The organism is Bradyrhizobium sp. (genome assembly GCF_030654605.1).
Classification (GTDB): Bacteria; Pseudomonadota; Alphaproteobacteria; order Rhizobiales; family Xanthobacteraceae; genus Bradyrhizobium.
Window position 1 is genome coordinate 84,261 of the sequence record NZ_JAURXB010000258.1, and the last position, 14,998, is coordinate 99,258.

Consider the following 14,998-nt stretch of genomic DNA (forward strand, 5'->3'; position numbering starts at 1 on the left):
TCACTTCACAATCCAACATCACCAACAAGGAGAACGAATATGGAAGTCATTTTGCTGGAACGCGTCGCCAAGCTGGGCCAGATGGGCGAAGTCGTCCGCGTCAAGGACGGCTATGCCCGCAATTTCCTCCTGAAGCGCAACAAGGCGCTGCGCGCCACCGCGGATAACCGCTCCAAGTTCGAAGGCATGAAGGCCGATCTGGAAGCCCGCAACCTGCAGGCCAAGGGCGAAGCCACCAAGGTGGCTGAGAAGATCGACGGCCGCAACGTCGTCGTGCTGCGCCAGGCTTCCGAAACCGGCCAGCTGTTCGGTTCGGTGACGGTGCGCGACATCATCGCGTCGTTCGAGGCCGATAAAGTCACCATCAGCCGCAGCCAGGTGATGCTGGACGCGCCGATCAAGACCATCGGCAAGCACAACATCGCCATCGCCGTGCATCCGGAAGTCGAAGTCGCCGTCAGCGTGACGGTCGCGCGCAGCGCCGACGAGGCCGAGCGCATCAACCGCGGCGAAGACATCTCCACGCGTCAGGAAGACCAGGACGCGGCCGCCGAAGCGCTCGCCGCCGCTGGCGAATTCTTCGATCCGGAAGCCCGCCGCGACGACGAACCGCAGGAAGAAGCTTCCGACAAGTAACGCCGTCGCCCTTGCGGCACACACCACCAGGCCCGGCCTCAGGCCGGGCCTGGAATCAAGCTCGGATTCTTGCCGTTACTTGATCCGGCAGCATCGCGATCGACGCCAGCGCGGTCGCGGTGTGCTTCTCTATTCCGTCGATGACACAAAACACATCGGCGGCAACCACGGCGACCTGCCGTCCTGGCTTGATGACGCGGGCGCGACAGATCAGACGCTCGCCGGATGCCGGCGACAGCAGATTCAATTTGTATTCCGCCGTCAGCGCCGGCTGGCCGCGCGATGTCGCCGCCGCGATCGTGGTCGCGTTGTCGACCAGGAAGGCGGTGACGCCGCCATGGAACAGGCCATGCTGCTGCAACAGCTCCGGCCGCCGGTCGACTGCGAGCGTGCACGATCCGCGCGCCAGTTCGGAGAGCTCGGCACCGACATGGCCCATAAAACCCTGCCGGCCGACGCTGTCGCGGATTCGTTGTGCGATGGGCGCGAAATCCGGATCGGGCTTCAAATCGGGATCCTGCGTCATGGCTTGCTCCGTCAAGGTTTGCCTCCGGTGTCTGCAATGGGTTGCGGCGCCACCAGCGCGCGAATAGCGCAAGCGATCAGGACGTCGGCCTGGAGCCTCGGATCGCTGCGGTCGCGGCCGGACAGCCAGGCGCGGCAGAAAATCTGCGCGGGCCCGATGATCTGGCTGAAGAACAGCGTCGCGGTCATCGGCAGCAGTTCGCCGCTGGCGATCAGCGGCGCGCGCCAGCGCTCGACGCCCTCGCCGAGGCGCGAATTCTGTGCCCGCTGCGCGTCCCTGACCTCTTCGGTCCATTCGCTGCGGGAAATCTCGAACAGATAGCGCGCCTCGCGCCGGTTGTTCACCACCCAGTCCAGATGCGCGCGGATCAGGCGATCGATGCCCTCTTGCGCGCCGCAGGGCGTATCGAGCGCCGCCAGCACCGCGGCGTGATAATGCTGCAGCACTTCCAGAAACAGCGCGCCCGCCAGTTCTTTCTTCGATCTGAAGAAATGAAAGAAGCTGCCGTTGGAAGCCCGCGCGCGGGTGCGAATGGCCGCAACCGTCGCACCCTCGAAGCCGTCGCGGTCGAACACCGCCAATCCCGCGGCCATCAGATCCTCTCGCGCGCCAGCGACCACGATTTACTCCCTCGAGTCTGGATCGTTACTCTAGAGCATTACTCTAGAACTGATCAAGCCCGGCCGTGGGTCAAAACCGCGAGGTCGCGGGAATCTATTGGGAGATGGGAGGTGCCGGCGGTCCCGCGGGGGGGACCGGAGGCAATGGCGGGCCGGAAGCCGTCACGGCCGGAGGACGTGGCAGCATGAGCAGCGGCGGCGCAGGCGTGGCCGCCGGCTCCGATGTGCCGCTGGAGATGGCGGCCGACATCGCTGGCGGCGCCGGCGTGACCGGCGGCACCGGATCGGACCGCAGCGCCGGGGTTTCGCCGTTCTGCTTCGGCGCAGCTATGTGGGCCGACTGCGAATTAGCCTCGCCAGGCGGCTTGGCTGCGTCGTCCTTGACGGTTTCCTTGGCAGTTTCCTTGGCAGGTTCGCTCTTGGCCGTATCGTCTTTCGCCGCCTCGCTTTTGGCCGGCTCATCCTTGGTGGCATCGACCTTGGGCGTCTCTTCGGGCTTGCCGCGCTTGCTCAGCTTCTGCTTGGTCGCGGATTTGCGGCCATCCGGCCCGGGCGCGATCGCGGCCTGTTGCGGCTCACCGTCTGGCCTGGCGGTCTCCGGCGCCGGCGCGGGGCGTACCGGGCGTCCCTGGCGATCGAGTTGCTCGGGGGCTGCGGGTTTCACATCCTTGGCCTGCTGGGTCGGCTTGGCACCGCGGGGATCGGGCGCCGTCGCCCCGTTGGCGATCAGAAAGGCGCTGAGCTGCGAGGCCATCTCGCTGGAGGTGGTATAATGCTGGCGCAGGAAGCCCGGCAGCGATCCAGGCGCCACGGTCTTCAGGAGGCCCCGCGCTCCCTTGTGGCAGGCGGTGCAGGTGCCCGAAAAAATCTGGGAAGGGCTCTTGCCGGCCTCGAGATTTTGCGCCCGCACCGGGATCGCCGCGAGACAGCCGATCAGAAGCGTCACCGTCGCTAAACTGAGCGCTCGGCTCAACATTCTCAGAGTTCTCCAGATGCGGAATTGGCTTCCCAGCGTCCCAAATCCGGCACGGGTGGCAGCGGTCACCTTTTAGCCGATTATGACGCGAATGGAAGCGCACATATAACTCATCTGCGTGAACGCGAAAATTCCGAATATCCGCTTTGTGTACAACGCACTAGCGCCATCGCCGCATCGCTATTATGATTGAGAGGCGGCGCGCGGGGACCCAGTCGACCCCCGTTTTCGCTGGCTGTGATGGCCGCTACGCCAGCCTCGTTGGGATCGCTCAGTTCGGTGGTTTCGATGGACCGTTTGTTGCGTTACTTCCTGCAGCAGTTCATTCGCCGCGGCGCGTTGACCTTCACGACCGCGAGCGGAGCCAAATTCAGCTGCGGCGACGGGACCGGGCAGCCGGTCGCGGTTCGCTTCCTGACCACCGACGCCGAACGCCGGGTTCTCCTCAACCCAGAGCTTGCGCTGGGCGAAGTCTACATGGACGGAACCTTCGTCGTCGAGAATGGCTCGATTGCGGATGCGCTGGCGATCCTGATGGATCAGCCCGAGATAGTGCCGCGCTGGGCCAGGCTGCAATGGCTTCTGCGGTATCTCGTCAGGCATGCCAGGCAGTTCAATCTGCGCCGCCGGTCCCTCGATAACGTCGCGCATCATTACGATCTCGATGGCCGTCTCTATTCCCTCTTCCTCGATGCCGACAAGCAGTACAGCTGTGGCTATTTCGAATCGCCTGACGCGACACTCGACGACGCCCAGCTTGCCAAGAAGCGCCATCTCGCCGCCAAGCTGTTGATCCGGCCCGGCGACCGCGTGCTCGACATCGGCTCCGGCTGGGGCGGCCTCGGCCTCTATCTGGCCGAAATGACCGGCGCCAACCTCACCGGCGTCACGCTGTCGACCGAACAATTGCAGGCGTCGAACGCCCGCGCCGCCGAGCAAAACCTGGCGGCATCGGCCAGGTTCTTCCTGGAGGATTATCGCGACATTCCCGGCCCGTTCGAGCGCATCGTGTCGGTCGGAATGTTCGAGCATGTCGGCGTCGATTTCTACGAAACCTATTTCAGGCGCTGCGCCGAGCTGCTCACCGACGACGGCATGATGATGCTGCATTCGATCTGCCGTTCGGAGGGACCCGACGTCACCAATCCCTGGATCACCAAGTACATTTTCCCCGGCGGCTATATCCCCGCACTATCCGAGGTCACGCGCGCGATCGAGCGCGCCGGCCTGCTGGTATGCGACATCGAAATCCTGCGGATGCATTATGCGGAAACGCTGAAAGCGTGGCGCGAACGGTTCATGGCGCGGCGGGAAGAGGCGGTGCGGCTCTACGACGAGCGCTTTGCGCGGATGTGGGAATTTTACCTGGCGTGCTCGGAGATGTCGTTCCGCAAACAGAACATGATGAACTTCCAGATCCAGCTCACCAGGCGCCAGGGCGTCGTGCCGATGACCCGGGATTACATCGGCGACGAAGAAGCCCGGCTTCGCGGCGTCGAGCGTGGCCGGCGGCCTCGGCTGCAGATCGCGGGCGAATAGGCCTGCGATCCCAGGAAGTTCTCAGGTCCTGTCAAAGTTCTAGTGACGCAGGCTGAAACCGGATCCCTGATGGACATAAGGCGCCGCCGGACGCGAAAGCTGCGCCAACACGGCGGCCACGACCGACCGGTCGCAGGGCTGGCTGCGCAGTTCCGAACGGGAAGCCTGTTTCATGGTGTCGATCAGCATCGACAGCCATAATTTCTCGCCGCCTGCCGATCGCCATCGTTGAAGCTGCTGGCCCATCGCCTATTCCTAATCCACCCCGGTTACCAATGCTGCCGCCGCCAACCCGTTCCTTGCGACCAATTATCGAAGAGAAAATTAACCGAATGTGATCTGCTTCACAGATGATTGGACTGGGCTGCCCTAAACGACCGAAATGGCCCAGAAATCCTACCCATCACAGTTCGATCCGCAGGCCGACATCGGCACCGACTACGCCCTGATCGCCACCGGCGTCGGCGCTGCCCTGGCTGCGCTGATCTATCTCCTCCTGATCTGATCAGCCGGGGGTAGCGGTTCGGAACATTTGCCGCCCTTGGCATGAGTGTGCCCGCAGGGGAACAAGGTTCAGGCCGCGCGAGGATTTTCCAGACTTCTCCGTGGCAGGAAGCGGCGCATCGGCGAGCCCGGTTGGCCAAAACGCGTCAAGCATCGGGCTTGGCGCGGTCGGGATTCATCCACTCTTTTAATGATCGGTGCATAAGCGGCGATGTTTCGCTTTCGCTTTCGCCGCGGCAGGCGCTTTATCGCTGCCCGCCCCCGAATCCAAAATTACGACCCAATCCGAAGCACAAATCGACCATGGCTCTCACTGATTCGAACGTCCTCAAGCTCGCGCCCGATCCGGGAACTCCGGCCTATCGCAGCGCACCGCACAATATCGAGGCCGAACAGAGCCTGCTGGGCGCGATCCTGGTCAACAACGACGCGTTCTATCGGGTTTCGGACTTTCTGGAGCCGAAACACTTTCTCGAGCCGATCCATCAGACCATCTACGAGACCGCCGGCAGCCTGATCCGGATGGGCAAGGTCGCCACCCCCGTCACGCTGAAGACTTTCGTCCCGGCCGAGACCGATCTCGGCGGCATGACGGTCGGCCAGTACCTCGCCCGCCTCGCCGCCGAAGCCACCACCATCATCAACGCGCAGGATTACGGGCGGACGATCTACGAACTGGCGCTGCGCCGCGACCTGATCCGGATCGGCGAGGACATGGTCAATGTCGCCTACGATGCGCCGGTGGACTTTGCGCCGCGGGCGCAGATCGAGGACGCCGAGCGCAGGCTGTACGAACTGGCCGAATCCGGCCGCTACGACGGCGGCTTCCAGGGTTTCGCGCAGGCGATGAAGGTCGCACTGGATATGGCGGCGAACGCCTATCAGCGCGACGGAAAGCTGTCGGGCACCGCAACGGGCCTGCGCGACCTCGACGCCAAGATGGGCGGGTTGCAACGTTCCGACTTGATCATCGTCGCCGGCCGTCCCGGCATGGGCAAGACCGCGCTCGCCACCAACATCGCCTACAATGTCGCAAAGGCACATCAAGCCGAGGTGCAGGCCGACGGCACCATGAAATCCGTCAATGGCGGCATCGTCGGCTTCTTCTCCTGCGAAATGTCGGCCGAACAGCTCGCCACCCGTATTCTCGCCGAACAGACCGGCATCTCGTCGAGTCTGATCCGGCGTGGCGGCATCAGCCAAAGCGAATTCGACACCATTCGCGATTACACAATCGAACTTCAGCATCTCCCGCTCTTCGTCGACGAAACCGGCGGCCTCTCGATTTCGCAGCTGACGGCGCGCGCGCGCCGGCTGAAGCGGCAGAAGGGACTCGATCTGATCGTGGTCGACTACATCCAGCTGCTGCAGGGCTCGGGCAAACGCGGCAACGACAACCGGGTGCAGGAAGTCACCGAGATCACCACCAGCCTGAAAGCGCTGGCGAAGGAACTCAATATTCCGGTCATCGCCCTGTCGCAGCTGTCGCGCCAGGTCGAAAGCCGCGATGACAAGCATCCGCAATTGTCCGACCTTCGCGAGTCCGGATCGATCGAGCAGGACGCCGACGTCGTGCTCTTCGTCTACCGCGAGGAATATTATCTGCAGAACAAGGAGCCGAAGCCCGGCACGGAAGAATATGGCAAGTGGCAGATTGAAATGGATAATGCTCACGGCAGGGCAGAAGTCATCATCGCCAAGCAGCGCCACGGGCCGACGGGCACTGTCCCCTTGCAGTTCGAGGGCCAATTCACGCGGTTCAGCAATCTGGCGGACGACGGCCAGTTGACGCCACAGAGCTACTGACGCGGCATCCGGGGAATCTTGCCCGGTTGAACCGCGGCAGGCCTGCGCGTAAAGTGCGGCATGAACATCATTACCGACCCGAAACTGGCCCCGCCCGGCTCCATCCTCTCGGCTGAAGCCAACCAGGCGGCTGCGCTGGCGACCGCCACCGCTGTCCTCACCGTCGATCTCGACGCCATCGTTGCCAACTGGCGCAAGCTCGAGAAATCGGCGGTGCCGGCCGAATGCGCCGGCGTGGTCAAGGCCAACGCCTATGGCTGCGGCGCCGAACAGGTCGCGCGCGCGCTCGCCGGCGCCGGCTGCAAGACGTTTTTCGTGGCCACCCTCGACGAAGCCCGCGTGGTCCGCGCGGCGGTGCCGGCGACGGCGGCGATCTACGTGCTCGACGGCTTTTTCCAGAACAGCGGCGAGGCCTACGCCAGGATCGACGCCAGGCCTGTGATCGGCGACCTCAACGAACTCGCCGAATGGGATGTGTTTTGCCGCCGCACCGGCTGGGCCGGCGGCGCCGCCATTCACATCGATACCGGCATGAACCGGCTCGGCCTGACCCTTGTGGAAGCCGAGGGCATCATTCCCCGGATCAACGCCGGCGATCACGGCATTACGCTGGTCATGAGCCACCTCGCCTGCGCCGAGACCCTCAACCATCCGTCCAACGCCCGGCAGCTCGCCACCTTCCGCGAGATCGCCAGCCTGTTTTCCGGCGTGCCGGCGTCGCTGTCGAATTCGTCCGGATGTTTCCTCGGCGCCGCGTTCCAGTTCGACCTGGTGCGGCCGGGTTGCGCGCTCTACGGCGTCAATCCGACGCCGGAGGCCGACAATCCGATGCAACCCGTGGTCGAAGTCAAGGCCCGCATCGTGCAGATCCGCAATATCGAGAAGGGCGACAGCGTCGGCTACGGCGGCACCTGGAGCGCGCGGCGGCCGACCCGGCTCGCCATCGTTTCCGCAGGCTATGCCGACGGTTATTTCCGCGCCGGCAGCAGCAATGACGGCACCCGCGGCGCCGAGGTGATGGTCGCCGGCAAGCGCTGCCCGGTCGCGGGCCGCATCTCGATGGACCTGATGGCGATCGACGTCACCGACCTCGACAAGAAAGACGTGCGCCGCGGCCACATGGTGACGCTGATCGGCGAAGGCATCACCGTAGATGAACTCGCGCACCATTTCGGCACCATCGGTTACGAAGTGCTGACCAGCCTCGGTTCGCGGTATGCCCGGATCTACAAGGGCGGCATCGCGACCGATGAACGGACGGCCGCCCCTCAACCGGCTCCCGTGATACCGGCCTGACGATTTCGTCGGGCCATGAAAGTCGCCACCTTCAACATCAACAATATCAACCGCCGCCTGCCGAACCTGCTGCGCTGGCTGCATCAGGCTAAACCCGACGCCGTCGCGCTGCAGGAACTGAAATGCACCGACGCCGACTTTCCGGTCGATGCGATCGGCAAGGCGGGCTACGGCGCGGTGTGGCGCGGCCAGAAGACCTGGAACGGCGTCGCCATCCTGGCGCGCAAGACCGATCCGGTACTTATCCGCACCGCCCTGCCCGGCAATCCCGACGACCGCGAAGCGCGTTACATCGAGGCCGCCGTCAACGGCATCGTCGTCACCAGCATCTATCTGCCGAACGGCAATCCGCAGCCGGGGCCGAAATTCGACACCAAGCTCGACTGGTTCAGGCGGCTCCGGCTGCGCGCCGCGAAATTCATCAAGCAGGATATACCGGTGGTGCTGGCGGGCGACTACAACGTCGCGCCGACGCCGCTCGATATCTATCCGACCAGATCGTGGGACAAGGACGCGCTGATCCAGCCGAAGAGCCGCGCCGCCTTCAAACAGCTGGTGGCGCAAGGCTGGTGCGACGCGATCCGCGAACTGCATCCGGACGAGCCGATGTTCAGTTTCTGGGACTACAAGCGCAACCGCTGGGCGCGCGATGCCGGCTTGCGTCTTGACCACCTGCTGCTGAGCCCGGCGCTGGCGCCGCGATTGATAAAGGCCGGCGTCGACCGCAAGCTGCGCGGCGAGGAAGGCGCCAGCGACCACGCGCCGGCGTGGGTCGTGCTGCGATGAGCGGCAACAACTCTCCGATTGTCATCCCCGCCACCGGGTCTCGCCTTCGGCGAGCCCGATGCCAGGCTCAGGCGGGGATCCAGTACGCCGCGGCTTCTCGGTTGATCGCGAAAGTCTCTGGAATACTGGGTCGTCCGGTCAAGCCGGACGATGACGACCGAGAGTGTGGCGCGATCGTGCGCAACGTCCACCAACGCATTTTCACAAGAAAGGAACCACGCCATGGCGATCTATGAGCTGCGCACCTACACCCTCTATGTCGGCAAGATGTCCGAAGCCGTGAAGCTTTACCAGGAGATCGGATTTCCTGCGATGCAGAAGGGTGAGCACGACAAGAAGCTGATCGGCTATTTTCAAAGCGACGTCGGCACCATCAACCAGATCGTCCATCTCTGGAAATTCGACGACGACGCCGATCGCCGCGAATCCTGGAAATTACTGTTCGCCAATCCCGACTTCATGAACTTCGCCGGCAAATTCCGCCCGCTGGTCATGACGCAGGAGGTCAAGCTCCTGCTCGCGGCGCCGTGGGGGCCGCATCCGTAGGTGCCTGAAATGCGCTCCGACGACGGAGCGGTTCATCTCAGGCCGCAGGCGACCGAAACGCGCGCTCCCTCATGGTGAGGAGGCGCTCTTGCGCCGTCTCGAACCATCTGGCCAGAGTGCGCGTCCCCATCCTTCGAGACGCCGCGCAAGCGCGCGGCTCCTGATCAGGATGAGGGGCAGCCTGTCGCGGAGCCCCCCTTGAACTTCCTCTTCGTCCTCGTGGTCGGGCTCGCCGCCGGCACCATCTCCGGCATCGTCGGCACGGGGTCGTCGATCATGCTGATGCCGGTGCTGGTCTATCAATACGGGCCGCAGCAGGCGGTGCCTATCATGGCGGTCGCCGCCGTGATGGCCAATTTTTCACGCATCCTGGCCTGGTGGCGCGAGGTCGACTGGCGCGCCTGCGCCGCCTACTCCGTGACCGGCATTCCGGCCGCAGCACTCGGCGCGCGCACGCTGCTGGTGCTGCCGCCGCACGCGGTCGATGTTTCGATCGGGCTGTTCCTGATTGCGATGGTGCCGGTGCGGCACTGGCTCGCCCGCTACCAGCTGAAGGTGTCGCTCTGGCACCTCGCCATCGGCGGCGCCGTGATCGGCTACATCACCGGCATCGTGGTGTCGACCGGGCCCTTGAGCGTGCCGCTGTTTCTGTTCCATGGGCTGACAAAAGGCGCGTTTCTCGCCACCGAAGCCGCAAGCTCGCTCGGATTGTATGTCAGCAAATCCCTGACCTTCCAGCGGTTCGGCGCGCTGACGGGCGATGTCGCGCTGAAGGGCCTGATCGCCGGTTCGTCGCTGATGGCGGGCGCCTTCATCGCCCGGCGTTTTGTGTTGCGGCTCGAGCCGGACGTGTTTCGGCTGGTGATGGATGGTATCATGCTGGCTGCCGGGGCTGCGATGCTGATCAACGCGTTCATCGGCGCATGATTCCGGTGCGAAATCAGGAGTGAATGGTTTGAGCGTATTGGCGGATACCAGCGACATTCCCGAGTCCCGCGGCGCGCCGGTTGAACGAACCGAGGCTCAGGCCACGCTGAAATTCGCGGAGGCGGCCCTTGCCGACAGCAAGCGGGAGGGCCTGCTGCTGGCGGTCCGCGCGCGCTGGGTGGCGCTGGCGGTGACCGCCGTCACTTTGCCGATCATCAATCCGACCTGGGAAGTCAGCTACTACGTCGTGATGCTCGGCCTGTTCGCGTTGAATGGCTGGGCCCAGCTCAAGGTCGGCAAGATCGCCGGCCGATCGAGCCCGGAGCTGGTGTTGATATTTTGCGATCTGGCGCTGCTGACCTTCCTCAGCGTCGTGCCCAATCCCTGGAGCGCGGTCGACTGGCCGCTTGCGATGCAATTCCGGTTCGACAGCTTCCTCTACTTCTTCATTTTCCTGGCCACCGCGACGATGGCCTATTCGTGGCGTACCGTGGTGGCGATCGGCTTCGGGACCTCGGCGCTGTGGGCGGTCGCCGTCACCTGGGTTTACCTGCAACCCATAACCCATGCCGCGTTGTCCGAACGTGTCAGAGCCGCCACGGGTTCCGACGTCAGACTGTTCGAGATCATCGACCCCTCAGCTATCGGATTCGGCGGGCGGTTTCAGCAAATCGTCGTTTTCCTGCTCGTCGCCATGATCCTGGCATTGGCGGCACGCCGTTCCAATGCGCTGCTGATCAGCCATGCCGGGATCGAACGCGAGCGCACCAACCTCGCGCGTTATTTCTCACCCAACGTCGTCGCGGAGCTTTCGAAGAACGACGATCCGCTGAAGCAGGTCCGAACCCAGGATGTCGCGGTACTGTTCGCCGATATCGTCGGCTTTACCGCCTATTCCGACGGCCGCAGTCCGACCGAGGTGATCGGCACGCTGCGACGCTTCCATGAGCGGATGGAGCGCGAGGTTTTCCGCCATGACGGTACACTGGACAAATATCTCGGCGACGGATTGATGGCGACGTTCGGCACCCCGTTCACCGGGGATCGCGACGCCGGCAATGCGCTGCGTTGCGCGCAGGCCATGATCGGCTCGATGGACGAATTGAATCTCGAGCGAAAACATCGCGGCGAGCCACCGATCCAGCTCAGCCTGGGCTTGCACTACGGCCCGGTCGTGCTGGGCGATATCGGATTGAACCGGCTCGAATTCGCCGTCATCGGCACCACCGTGAATGCGGCGAGCCGGCTGGAATCGCTGACCCGCGAATTCGGCTGCGCGATGGTGGCCAGTCACGATCTGGTGCAGCGGGCGCGCGCCGAGGGCAAATGCGCGAACGCCGACTTCATGCACCTGGTCGAAAAGCCGGCCTGCGCGGTCCGCGGCATCGAGCAGCCCGTCGCCATCTGGACGCGGGCCTGAATGAAGTACAGGCTCGTCATGCCCGGGCTTGTCCCGGGCATCCATGTCTTGGCTTCACTCAAGCAAGAAAGACGTGGCTGGCCGGGACACGCCCGGCCATGACGAGATTCGTCGCCATCGTCATTCTGGCAAGTTCGCCCGGCAATCCCTATCTTGGGCTTGCTGCCCGAACGCTTGGCGAGGCGGAACAACAAGGCTGAATCGTGCTCTATCTGGAACTCGGGATCGTAGCGGTCCTGGTCGTCGTCAATGGTCTGCTCTCGATGTCGGAGCTGGCCATCGTTTCGTCACGGCCCGCGCGGCTGGCCGGTCTGGTCGCCAAGGGCGTTCCCGGTTCTCGCCGCGCGCTGGCGCTGGCATCCGATCCCGGCAAGTTTCTCTCCACCGTGCAGATCGGGATCACCCTGATCGGCGTGCTCTCAGGCGCCCTTTCCGGCGCGACACTGGGGCTGCGTCTGTCCGCATGGCTGATGGACATCGGGCTGTCGCGGGGACTCGCGGATGCGATCGGCGTCGGCGTCGTTGTCGGCGCGATCACTTATTTTTCGCTGATCGTCGGCGAACTGGTGCCGAAGCAGATCGCGCTGCGCGATCCCGAGGCGGTCGCGGTCCGGGTCGCGCCGGCGATGACCGTGCTGGCGACGGTGTCGCTGCCGCTGGTGTGGTTGCTGGATCGTTCGGGCAAGGCGTTGCTCTGGCTGCTCGGTCAGCGGGGCGCAGCGGAAGAGAGGGTCAGCGAGGAGGAAATTCGCACCCTCGTCGTCGAAGCCGAAAATGCCGGCGTGCTGGAGCCCGGCGAAAAGGAAATGATCGCGGGCGTGATGCGGCTCGGCGACCTTCCGGTCGGCGCCGTGATGACGCCGCGGCACGAAGTGAGCATGATCGACGTCAGCGATCCCATTGCCGGGGTGGCGACGACCATCGCAGGCAGCAATCATTCCCACTTCCCGGTATTCGACGGCAACCGCGACCACGTGCTCGGGATCGTCAACGCCAAGGATATGCTCGACGCATGCCTGTCGGGCAAGACGCCTGATATCAGCCAGTTGATCCGCCACGCGCCGATCATCCCGGAGACCGTCGATGCGCGGGACGTCATCGCGATCCTGCGTGACTCGCCGGTGCATATGGGCCTCATTCACGACGAATACGGCACCTTCCAGGGCGTCGTGACCCGTGCGGATATTCTTGAAGCGATCGTCGGCTCCTTCCACACCGAAGAGGGCCCCGCCGAGCTTCCCTTCGTGAAGCGTGACGATGGCTCCTATCTGATATCGGGCTGGATGCCGGCAGTCGCATTCGCCGACTTGCTCGGCATCGTCCTGCCGCCATCAAAGCCCTATCAGACCTTCGCCGGCTTCCTGCTGCAGGAATTCGGCGCCATTCCGGCCGTCGGCGACAAGATCGAGGCCGGCGGCTGGCGATTCGAGATCGTCGATCTCGACGGCCGGCGCATCGACAAGGTGCTGGCGACGCGGTTGGGCGCCGCCTGAGCGGCGGGCACCTATGATCGCGCCGCCGTAGGCCGAGGGCTGCATCTTGTAAGCGCGATCTGTGGAAGCTAAAAAGTTGCAGAATCACGTTTTGACAACTCCGCCGCAGGAATGTCTGGCGGACCATCGGAACCGTCCTGTTCTGAGATTGCAAAGGCGCGTTGATGCCAATCGATCATGAGTTCGGCGACCAGCACACCGAGCTCAAGCTATCGATCGTTGAAAAATACCTAAAATTCTTCACCACCGCGCTTAGGGGTAAATTCGACGAACTTTGGTACATAGACGCATTCGCCGGGACTGGCTCTCGCACCGTGCGCCATGAAGAACGAGCAGCCGGTCTCCTGGACGCAGGTGAGCCGGAAAGAATCGAACAACGACGCGGGTCAGCGAGAATCGCAGTCGATGTAAAGCCTCCCTTTGATTTTATTGTTTTCATCGAGAGCAAGCCTTCATACGTTGAAGCGCTTCAGGAATTGGCTGCGAACCATCTCAATCGAAGAATTGTGGTGATCAAGAACGACGCCAACGATGCCCTGAAATCGCTCATCGCCGCCAATAGTTGGCGATCTACCAGAGCCGTCCTCTTTCTTGATCCCTACGGGATGCAACTGGAATGGTCCACGCTAGAGAAGGTTGCCGCGACCAAGGCAATTGACGTTTGGTTTCTGTTTTCTTTGGCAGGCCTTTATCGACAGGCCACGCGGGAACTATCTAACATCGACGAGCACAAGCGCGCCGCCCTTACCCGAATGTTTGGATCCGATGCTTGGGAGCAAGAGCTCTATCCTAAGACAATGCGAGAGGACTTGTTTGACGGAATCTCCGAAGAGCCGCGACGCCGTTCGGCAGACGTAGCCGGCCTGGAAGCCTATGCACGGTCTCGACTGGAGACAATTTTCGCTACGGTGCTTAAGCCGTTACCTCTGCCTTTGCACAAGAAACCACAACGATTTTCACTATTTCTGTGCATATCGAACAATGATCCGAAGGCGATAGGTTTGGCGACGAAGATCGGCAATCACATACTCAAGGCAGGAAGTTCATCATAGGTGCGGCCGCGCAACAGGCGCCCGGCCGCCTTCTTGTTTTTTCCGCCCCACTGCTTGAAGAAGAATGCTGTCCCTGATCGGCGGCACATCGCCTCGATCTCGTCGACCCACTCCGGCTTCATTTCGCGAGCACGCGGACCGCTCTCACCGCCGACAATCGCCCAATGAATACCGGTCAGATCGCCCCGAACTACCGATCCGATCAGCGGCTCAAGCGAGACGAACCTGATCGCAGCCGGCACCCGCCGAATTGCATCCAACCGATACAGAACGCGATCGTCTTCAACGCTGGCGCCAAGCCAGACATTCGACAGAATATAAAATGGAGGCTTGGCGAGTACCTCGGCCATGCGCTCGGGGCGCTTCGTGAGGATTTGATAGGTATGCCGAGGCGTACTCTTCATCACCTCCCAAACCTGAGCGATGAATTCAATCGGTACATCATCGTGAAAAAGATCGGACATTGAATTCACGAAGACCTTACGCGGCTTTGACCAGGCGCGCGGGGCATCGAGCGATTTCTCGTCCAATCGAATTTTGCCCGTCCAGACAGCCCGCCCACCGCTTTTCCGGGTGAGGCCGCGGTACTTTTCAGCGCCCATCGCCTCTAGCCGGGAGGCCATCCGCATGGCGTAGCAATTCGTGCAGCCTGCGGTCAGCACCGTGCAGCCGGCCACAGGATTCCAGGTTGCATCAGTCCATTCGATCGATGTTTCGGCCATGGAACTCCTCAAGTGCCGATAAAATCTCAGGAAAGTGGTTAGATTTGGTTACACGCCTTTCCTCCGGACGAGGCCTTCATCAACAGCGACAAACGAGTTTTCTGTCGCGAACCGATTCTTAATGGGTTATAGAACAAAATAAGAACACT

The 14,998-nt window shown here is 62.8% G+C and carries 16 protein-coding genes; 11 read left to right on the forward strand and 5 right to left on the reverse strand.

Features of this window, described 5'->3' with window-relative positions:
- The first annotated feature begins 39 nt into the window (after positions 1 to 39).
- Positions 40 to 636, forward strand: a complete 597-nt coding sequence (rplI, locus tag Q7U29_RS23470; protein WP_304745279.1) for a 50S ribosomal protein L9 — start codon at positions 40 to 42, stop codon at positions 634 to 636.
- 55 nt (positions 637 to 691) lie between these two features.
- Here rplI and Q7U29_RS23475 read toward each other — a convergent pair whose 3' ends face one another.
- The 3 genes from Q7U29_RS23475 to Q7U29_RS23485 form a co-directional block, all read right to left on the reverse strand.
- Positions 692 to 1,162 (reverse strand): PaaI family thioesterase, encoded by a 471-nt coding sequence (locus Q7U29_RS23475; RefSeq protein WP_304745281.1) that lies wholly within the window; start codon positions 1,160 to 1,162, stop codon positions 692 to 694.
- 11 nt (positions 1,163 to 1,173) lie between these two features.
- On the reverse strand, positions 1,174 to 1,755 hold the full coding sequence (locus tag Q7U29_RS23480) for a TetR/AcrR family transcriptional regulator (RefSeq protein WP_304745283.1): 582 nt from the start codon (positions 1,753 to 1,755) through the stop codon (positions 1,174 to 1,176).
- 121 nt (positions 1,756 to 1,876) lie between these two features.
- Complete coding sequence (locus Q7U29_RS23485) at positions 1,877 to 2,758, reverse strand: hypothetical protein (protein WP_304745285.1); 882 nt, start codon at positions 2,756 to 2,758, stop codon at positions 1,877 to 1,879.
- Between the two features lie 288 nt (positions 2,759 to 3,046).
- Between Q7U29_RS23485 and Q7U29_RS23490 the strand changes: the two genes are divergently transcribed.
- A complete protein-coding gene (locus Q7U29_RS23490) occupies positions 3,047 to 4,297 on the forward strand; it encodes a cyclopropane-fatty-acyl-phospholipid synthase family protein (protein ID WP_304745287.1) in 1,251 nt (416 codons plus the stop codon).
- A 39-nt stretch (positions 4,298 to 4,336) separates the two neighbouring features.
- On the opposite strand, the gene Q7U29_RS23495 is transcribed toward Q7U29_RS23490, so the two are convergent.
- Positions 4,337 to 4,543, reverse strand: coding sequence for a transcriptional regulator (locus Q7U29_RS23495; RefSeq protein ID WP_304745289.1), 207 nt, complete (start codon positions 4,541 to 4,543; stop codon positions 4,337 to 4,339).
- Positions 4,544 to 4,679: 136 nt separating this feature from the next.
- Between Q7U29_RS23495 and Q7U29_RS23500 the strand changes: the two genes are divergently transcribed.
- From Q7U29_RS23500 to tcmP, 9 genes are all read left to right on the forward strand, one after another.
- Positions 4,680 to 4,802 (forward strand): hypothetical protein, encoded by a 123-nt coding sequence (locus Q7U29_RS23500; protein WP_304745291.1) that lies wholly within the window; start codon positions 4,680 to 4,682, stop codon positions 4,800 to 4,802.
- A gap of 302 nt (positions 4,803 to 5,104) precedes the next feature.
- On the forward strand, positions 5,105 to 6,607 hold the full coding sequence (locus Q7U29_RS23505; protein ID WP_304745292.1) for a replicative DNA helicase: 1,503 nt from the start codon (positions 5,105 to 5,107) through the stop codon (positions 6,605 to 6,607).
- 60 nt (positions 6,608 to 6,667) lie between these two features.
- Positions 6,668 to 7,903 carry an alanine racemase gene (gene alr / locus Q7U29_RS23510; protein WP_304745294.1) on the forward strand — a complete coding sequence of 412 codons (1,236 nt, stop codon included), beginning with the start codon at positions 6,668 to 6,670 and terminating at the stop codon, positions 7,901 to 7,903.
- Positions 7,904 to 7,918: 15 nt separating this feature from the next.
- Positions 7,919 to 8,689, forward strand: coding sequence for an exodeoxyribonuclease III (locus tag Q7U29_RS23515; RefSeq protein ID WP_304745296.1), 771 nt, complete (start codon positions 7,919 to 7,921; stop codon positions 8,687 to 8,689).
- 222 nt (positions 8,690 to 8,911) lie between these two features.
- On the forward strand, positions 8,912 to 9,235 hold the full coding sequence (locus Q7U29_RS23520; protein ID WP_304745298.1) for an NIPSNAP family protein: 324 nt from the start codon (positions 8,912 to 8,914) through the stop codon (positions 9,233 to 9,235).
- Between the two features lie 198 nt (positions 9,236 to 9,433).
- Entirely contained in the window at positions 9,434 to 10,162 is a 729-nt protein-coding gene (locus Q7U29_RS23525; protein WP_304745300.1) for a sulfite exporter TauE/SafE family protein, read from the forward strand.
- A gap of 28 nt (positions 10,163 to 10,190) precedes the next feature.
- The gene (locus tag Q7U29_RS23530; protein WP_304745302.1) at positions 10,191 to 11,582 is read left to right on the forward strand and encodes an adenylate/guanylate cyclase domain-containing protein; all 1,392 of its coding nucleotides are present in this window, start codon (positions 10,191 to 10,193) and stop codon (positions 11,580 to 11,582) included.
- A gap of 203 nt (positions 11,583 to 11,785) precedes the next feature.
- Entirely contained in the window at positions 11,786 to 13,075 is a 1,290-nt protein-coding gene (locus Q7U29_RS23535; protein ID WP_304745304.1) for a hemolysin family protein, read from the forward strand.
- A gap of 164 nt (positions 13,076 to 13,239) precedes the next feature.
- Positions 13,240 to 14,127 carry a three-Cys-motif partner protein TcmP gene (gene tcmP, locus Q7U29_RS23540; RefSeq protein WP_304745306.1) on the forward strand — a complete coding sequence of 296 codons (888 nt, stop codon included), beginning with the start codon at positions 13,240 to 13,242 and terminating at the stop codon, positions 14,125 to 14,127.
- Here tcmP and Q7U29_RS23545 read toward each other — a convergent pair.
- Positions 14,097 to 14,849 (reverse strand): DUF5131 family protein, encoded by a 753-nt coding sequence (locus tag Q7U29_RS23545; RefSeq protein ID WP_304745308.1) that lies wholly within the window; start codon positions 14,847 to 14,849, stop codon positions 14,097 to 14,099. The genes tcmP and Q7U29_RS23545 overlap by 31 nt on opposite strands.
- Between the last annotated feature and the right edge of the window lie 149 nt (positions 14,850 to 14,998).

Excerpts from the sequence above, each read along its gene's own strand:
- rplI (WP_304745279.1), top strand. The coding sequence starts at position 40 with ATGGAAGTCATTTTGCTGGAACGCGTCGCCAAGCTGGGCCAGATGGGC.
- Q7U29_RS23475 (WP_304745281.1), bottom strand. The coding sequence starts at position 1,162 with ATGACGCAGGATCCCGATTTGAAGCCCGATCCGGATTTCGCGCCCATC.
- Q7U29_RS23480 (WP_304745283.1), bottom strand. The coding sequence starts at position 1,755 with ATGGCCGCGGGATTGGCGGTGTTCGACCGCGACGGCTTCGAGGGTGCG.
- Q7U29_RS23485 (WP_304745285.1), bottom strand. The coding sequence starts at position 2,758 with ATGTTGAGCCGAGCGCTCAGTTTAGCGACGGTGACGCTTCTGATCGGC.
- Q7U29_RS23490 (WP_304745287.1), top strand. The coding sequence starts at position 3,047 with ATGGACCGTTTGTTGCGTTACTTCCTGCAGCAGTTCATTCGCCGCGGC.
- Q7U29_RS23495 (WP_304745289.1), bottom strand. The coding sequence starts at position 4,543 with ATGGGCCAGCAGCTTCAACGATGGCGATCGGCAGGCGGCGAGAAATTA.
- Q7U29_RS23500 (WP_304745291.1), top strand. The coding sequence starts at position 4,680 with ATGGCCCAGAAATCCTACCCATCACAGTTCGATCCGCAGGCCGACATC.
- Q7U29_RS23505 (WP_304745292.1), top strand. The coding sequence starts at position 5,105 with ATGGCTCTCACTGATTCGAACGTCCTCAAGCTCGCGCCCGATCCGGGA.
- alr (WP_304745294.1), top strand. The coding sequence starts at position 6,668 with ATGAACATCATTACCGACCCGAAACTGGCCCCGCCCGGCTCCATCCTC.
- Q7U29_RS23515 (WP_304745296.1), top strand. The coding sequence starts at position 7,919 with ATGAAAGTCGCCACCTTCAACATCAACAATATCAACCGCCGCCTGCCG.
- Q7U29_RS23520 (WP_304745298.1), top strand. The coding sequence starts at position 8,912 with ATGGCGATCTATGAGCTGCGCACCTACACCCTCTATGTCGGCAAGATG.
- tcmP (WP_304745306.1), top strand. The coding sequence starts at position 13,240 with ATGCCAATCGATCATGAGTTCGGCGACCAGCACACCGAGCTCAAGCTA.
- Q7U29_RS23545 (WP_304745308.1), bottom strand. The coding sequence starts at position 14,849 with ATGGCCGAAACATCGATCGAATGGACTGATGCAACCTGGAATCCTGTG.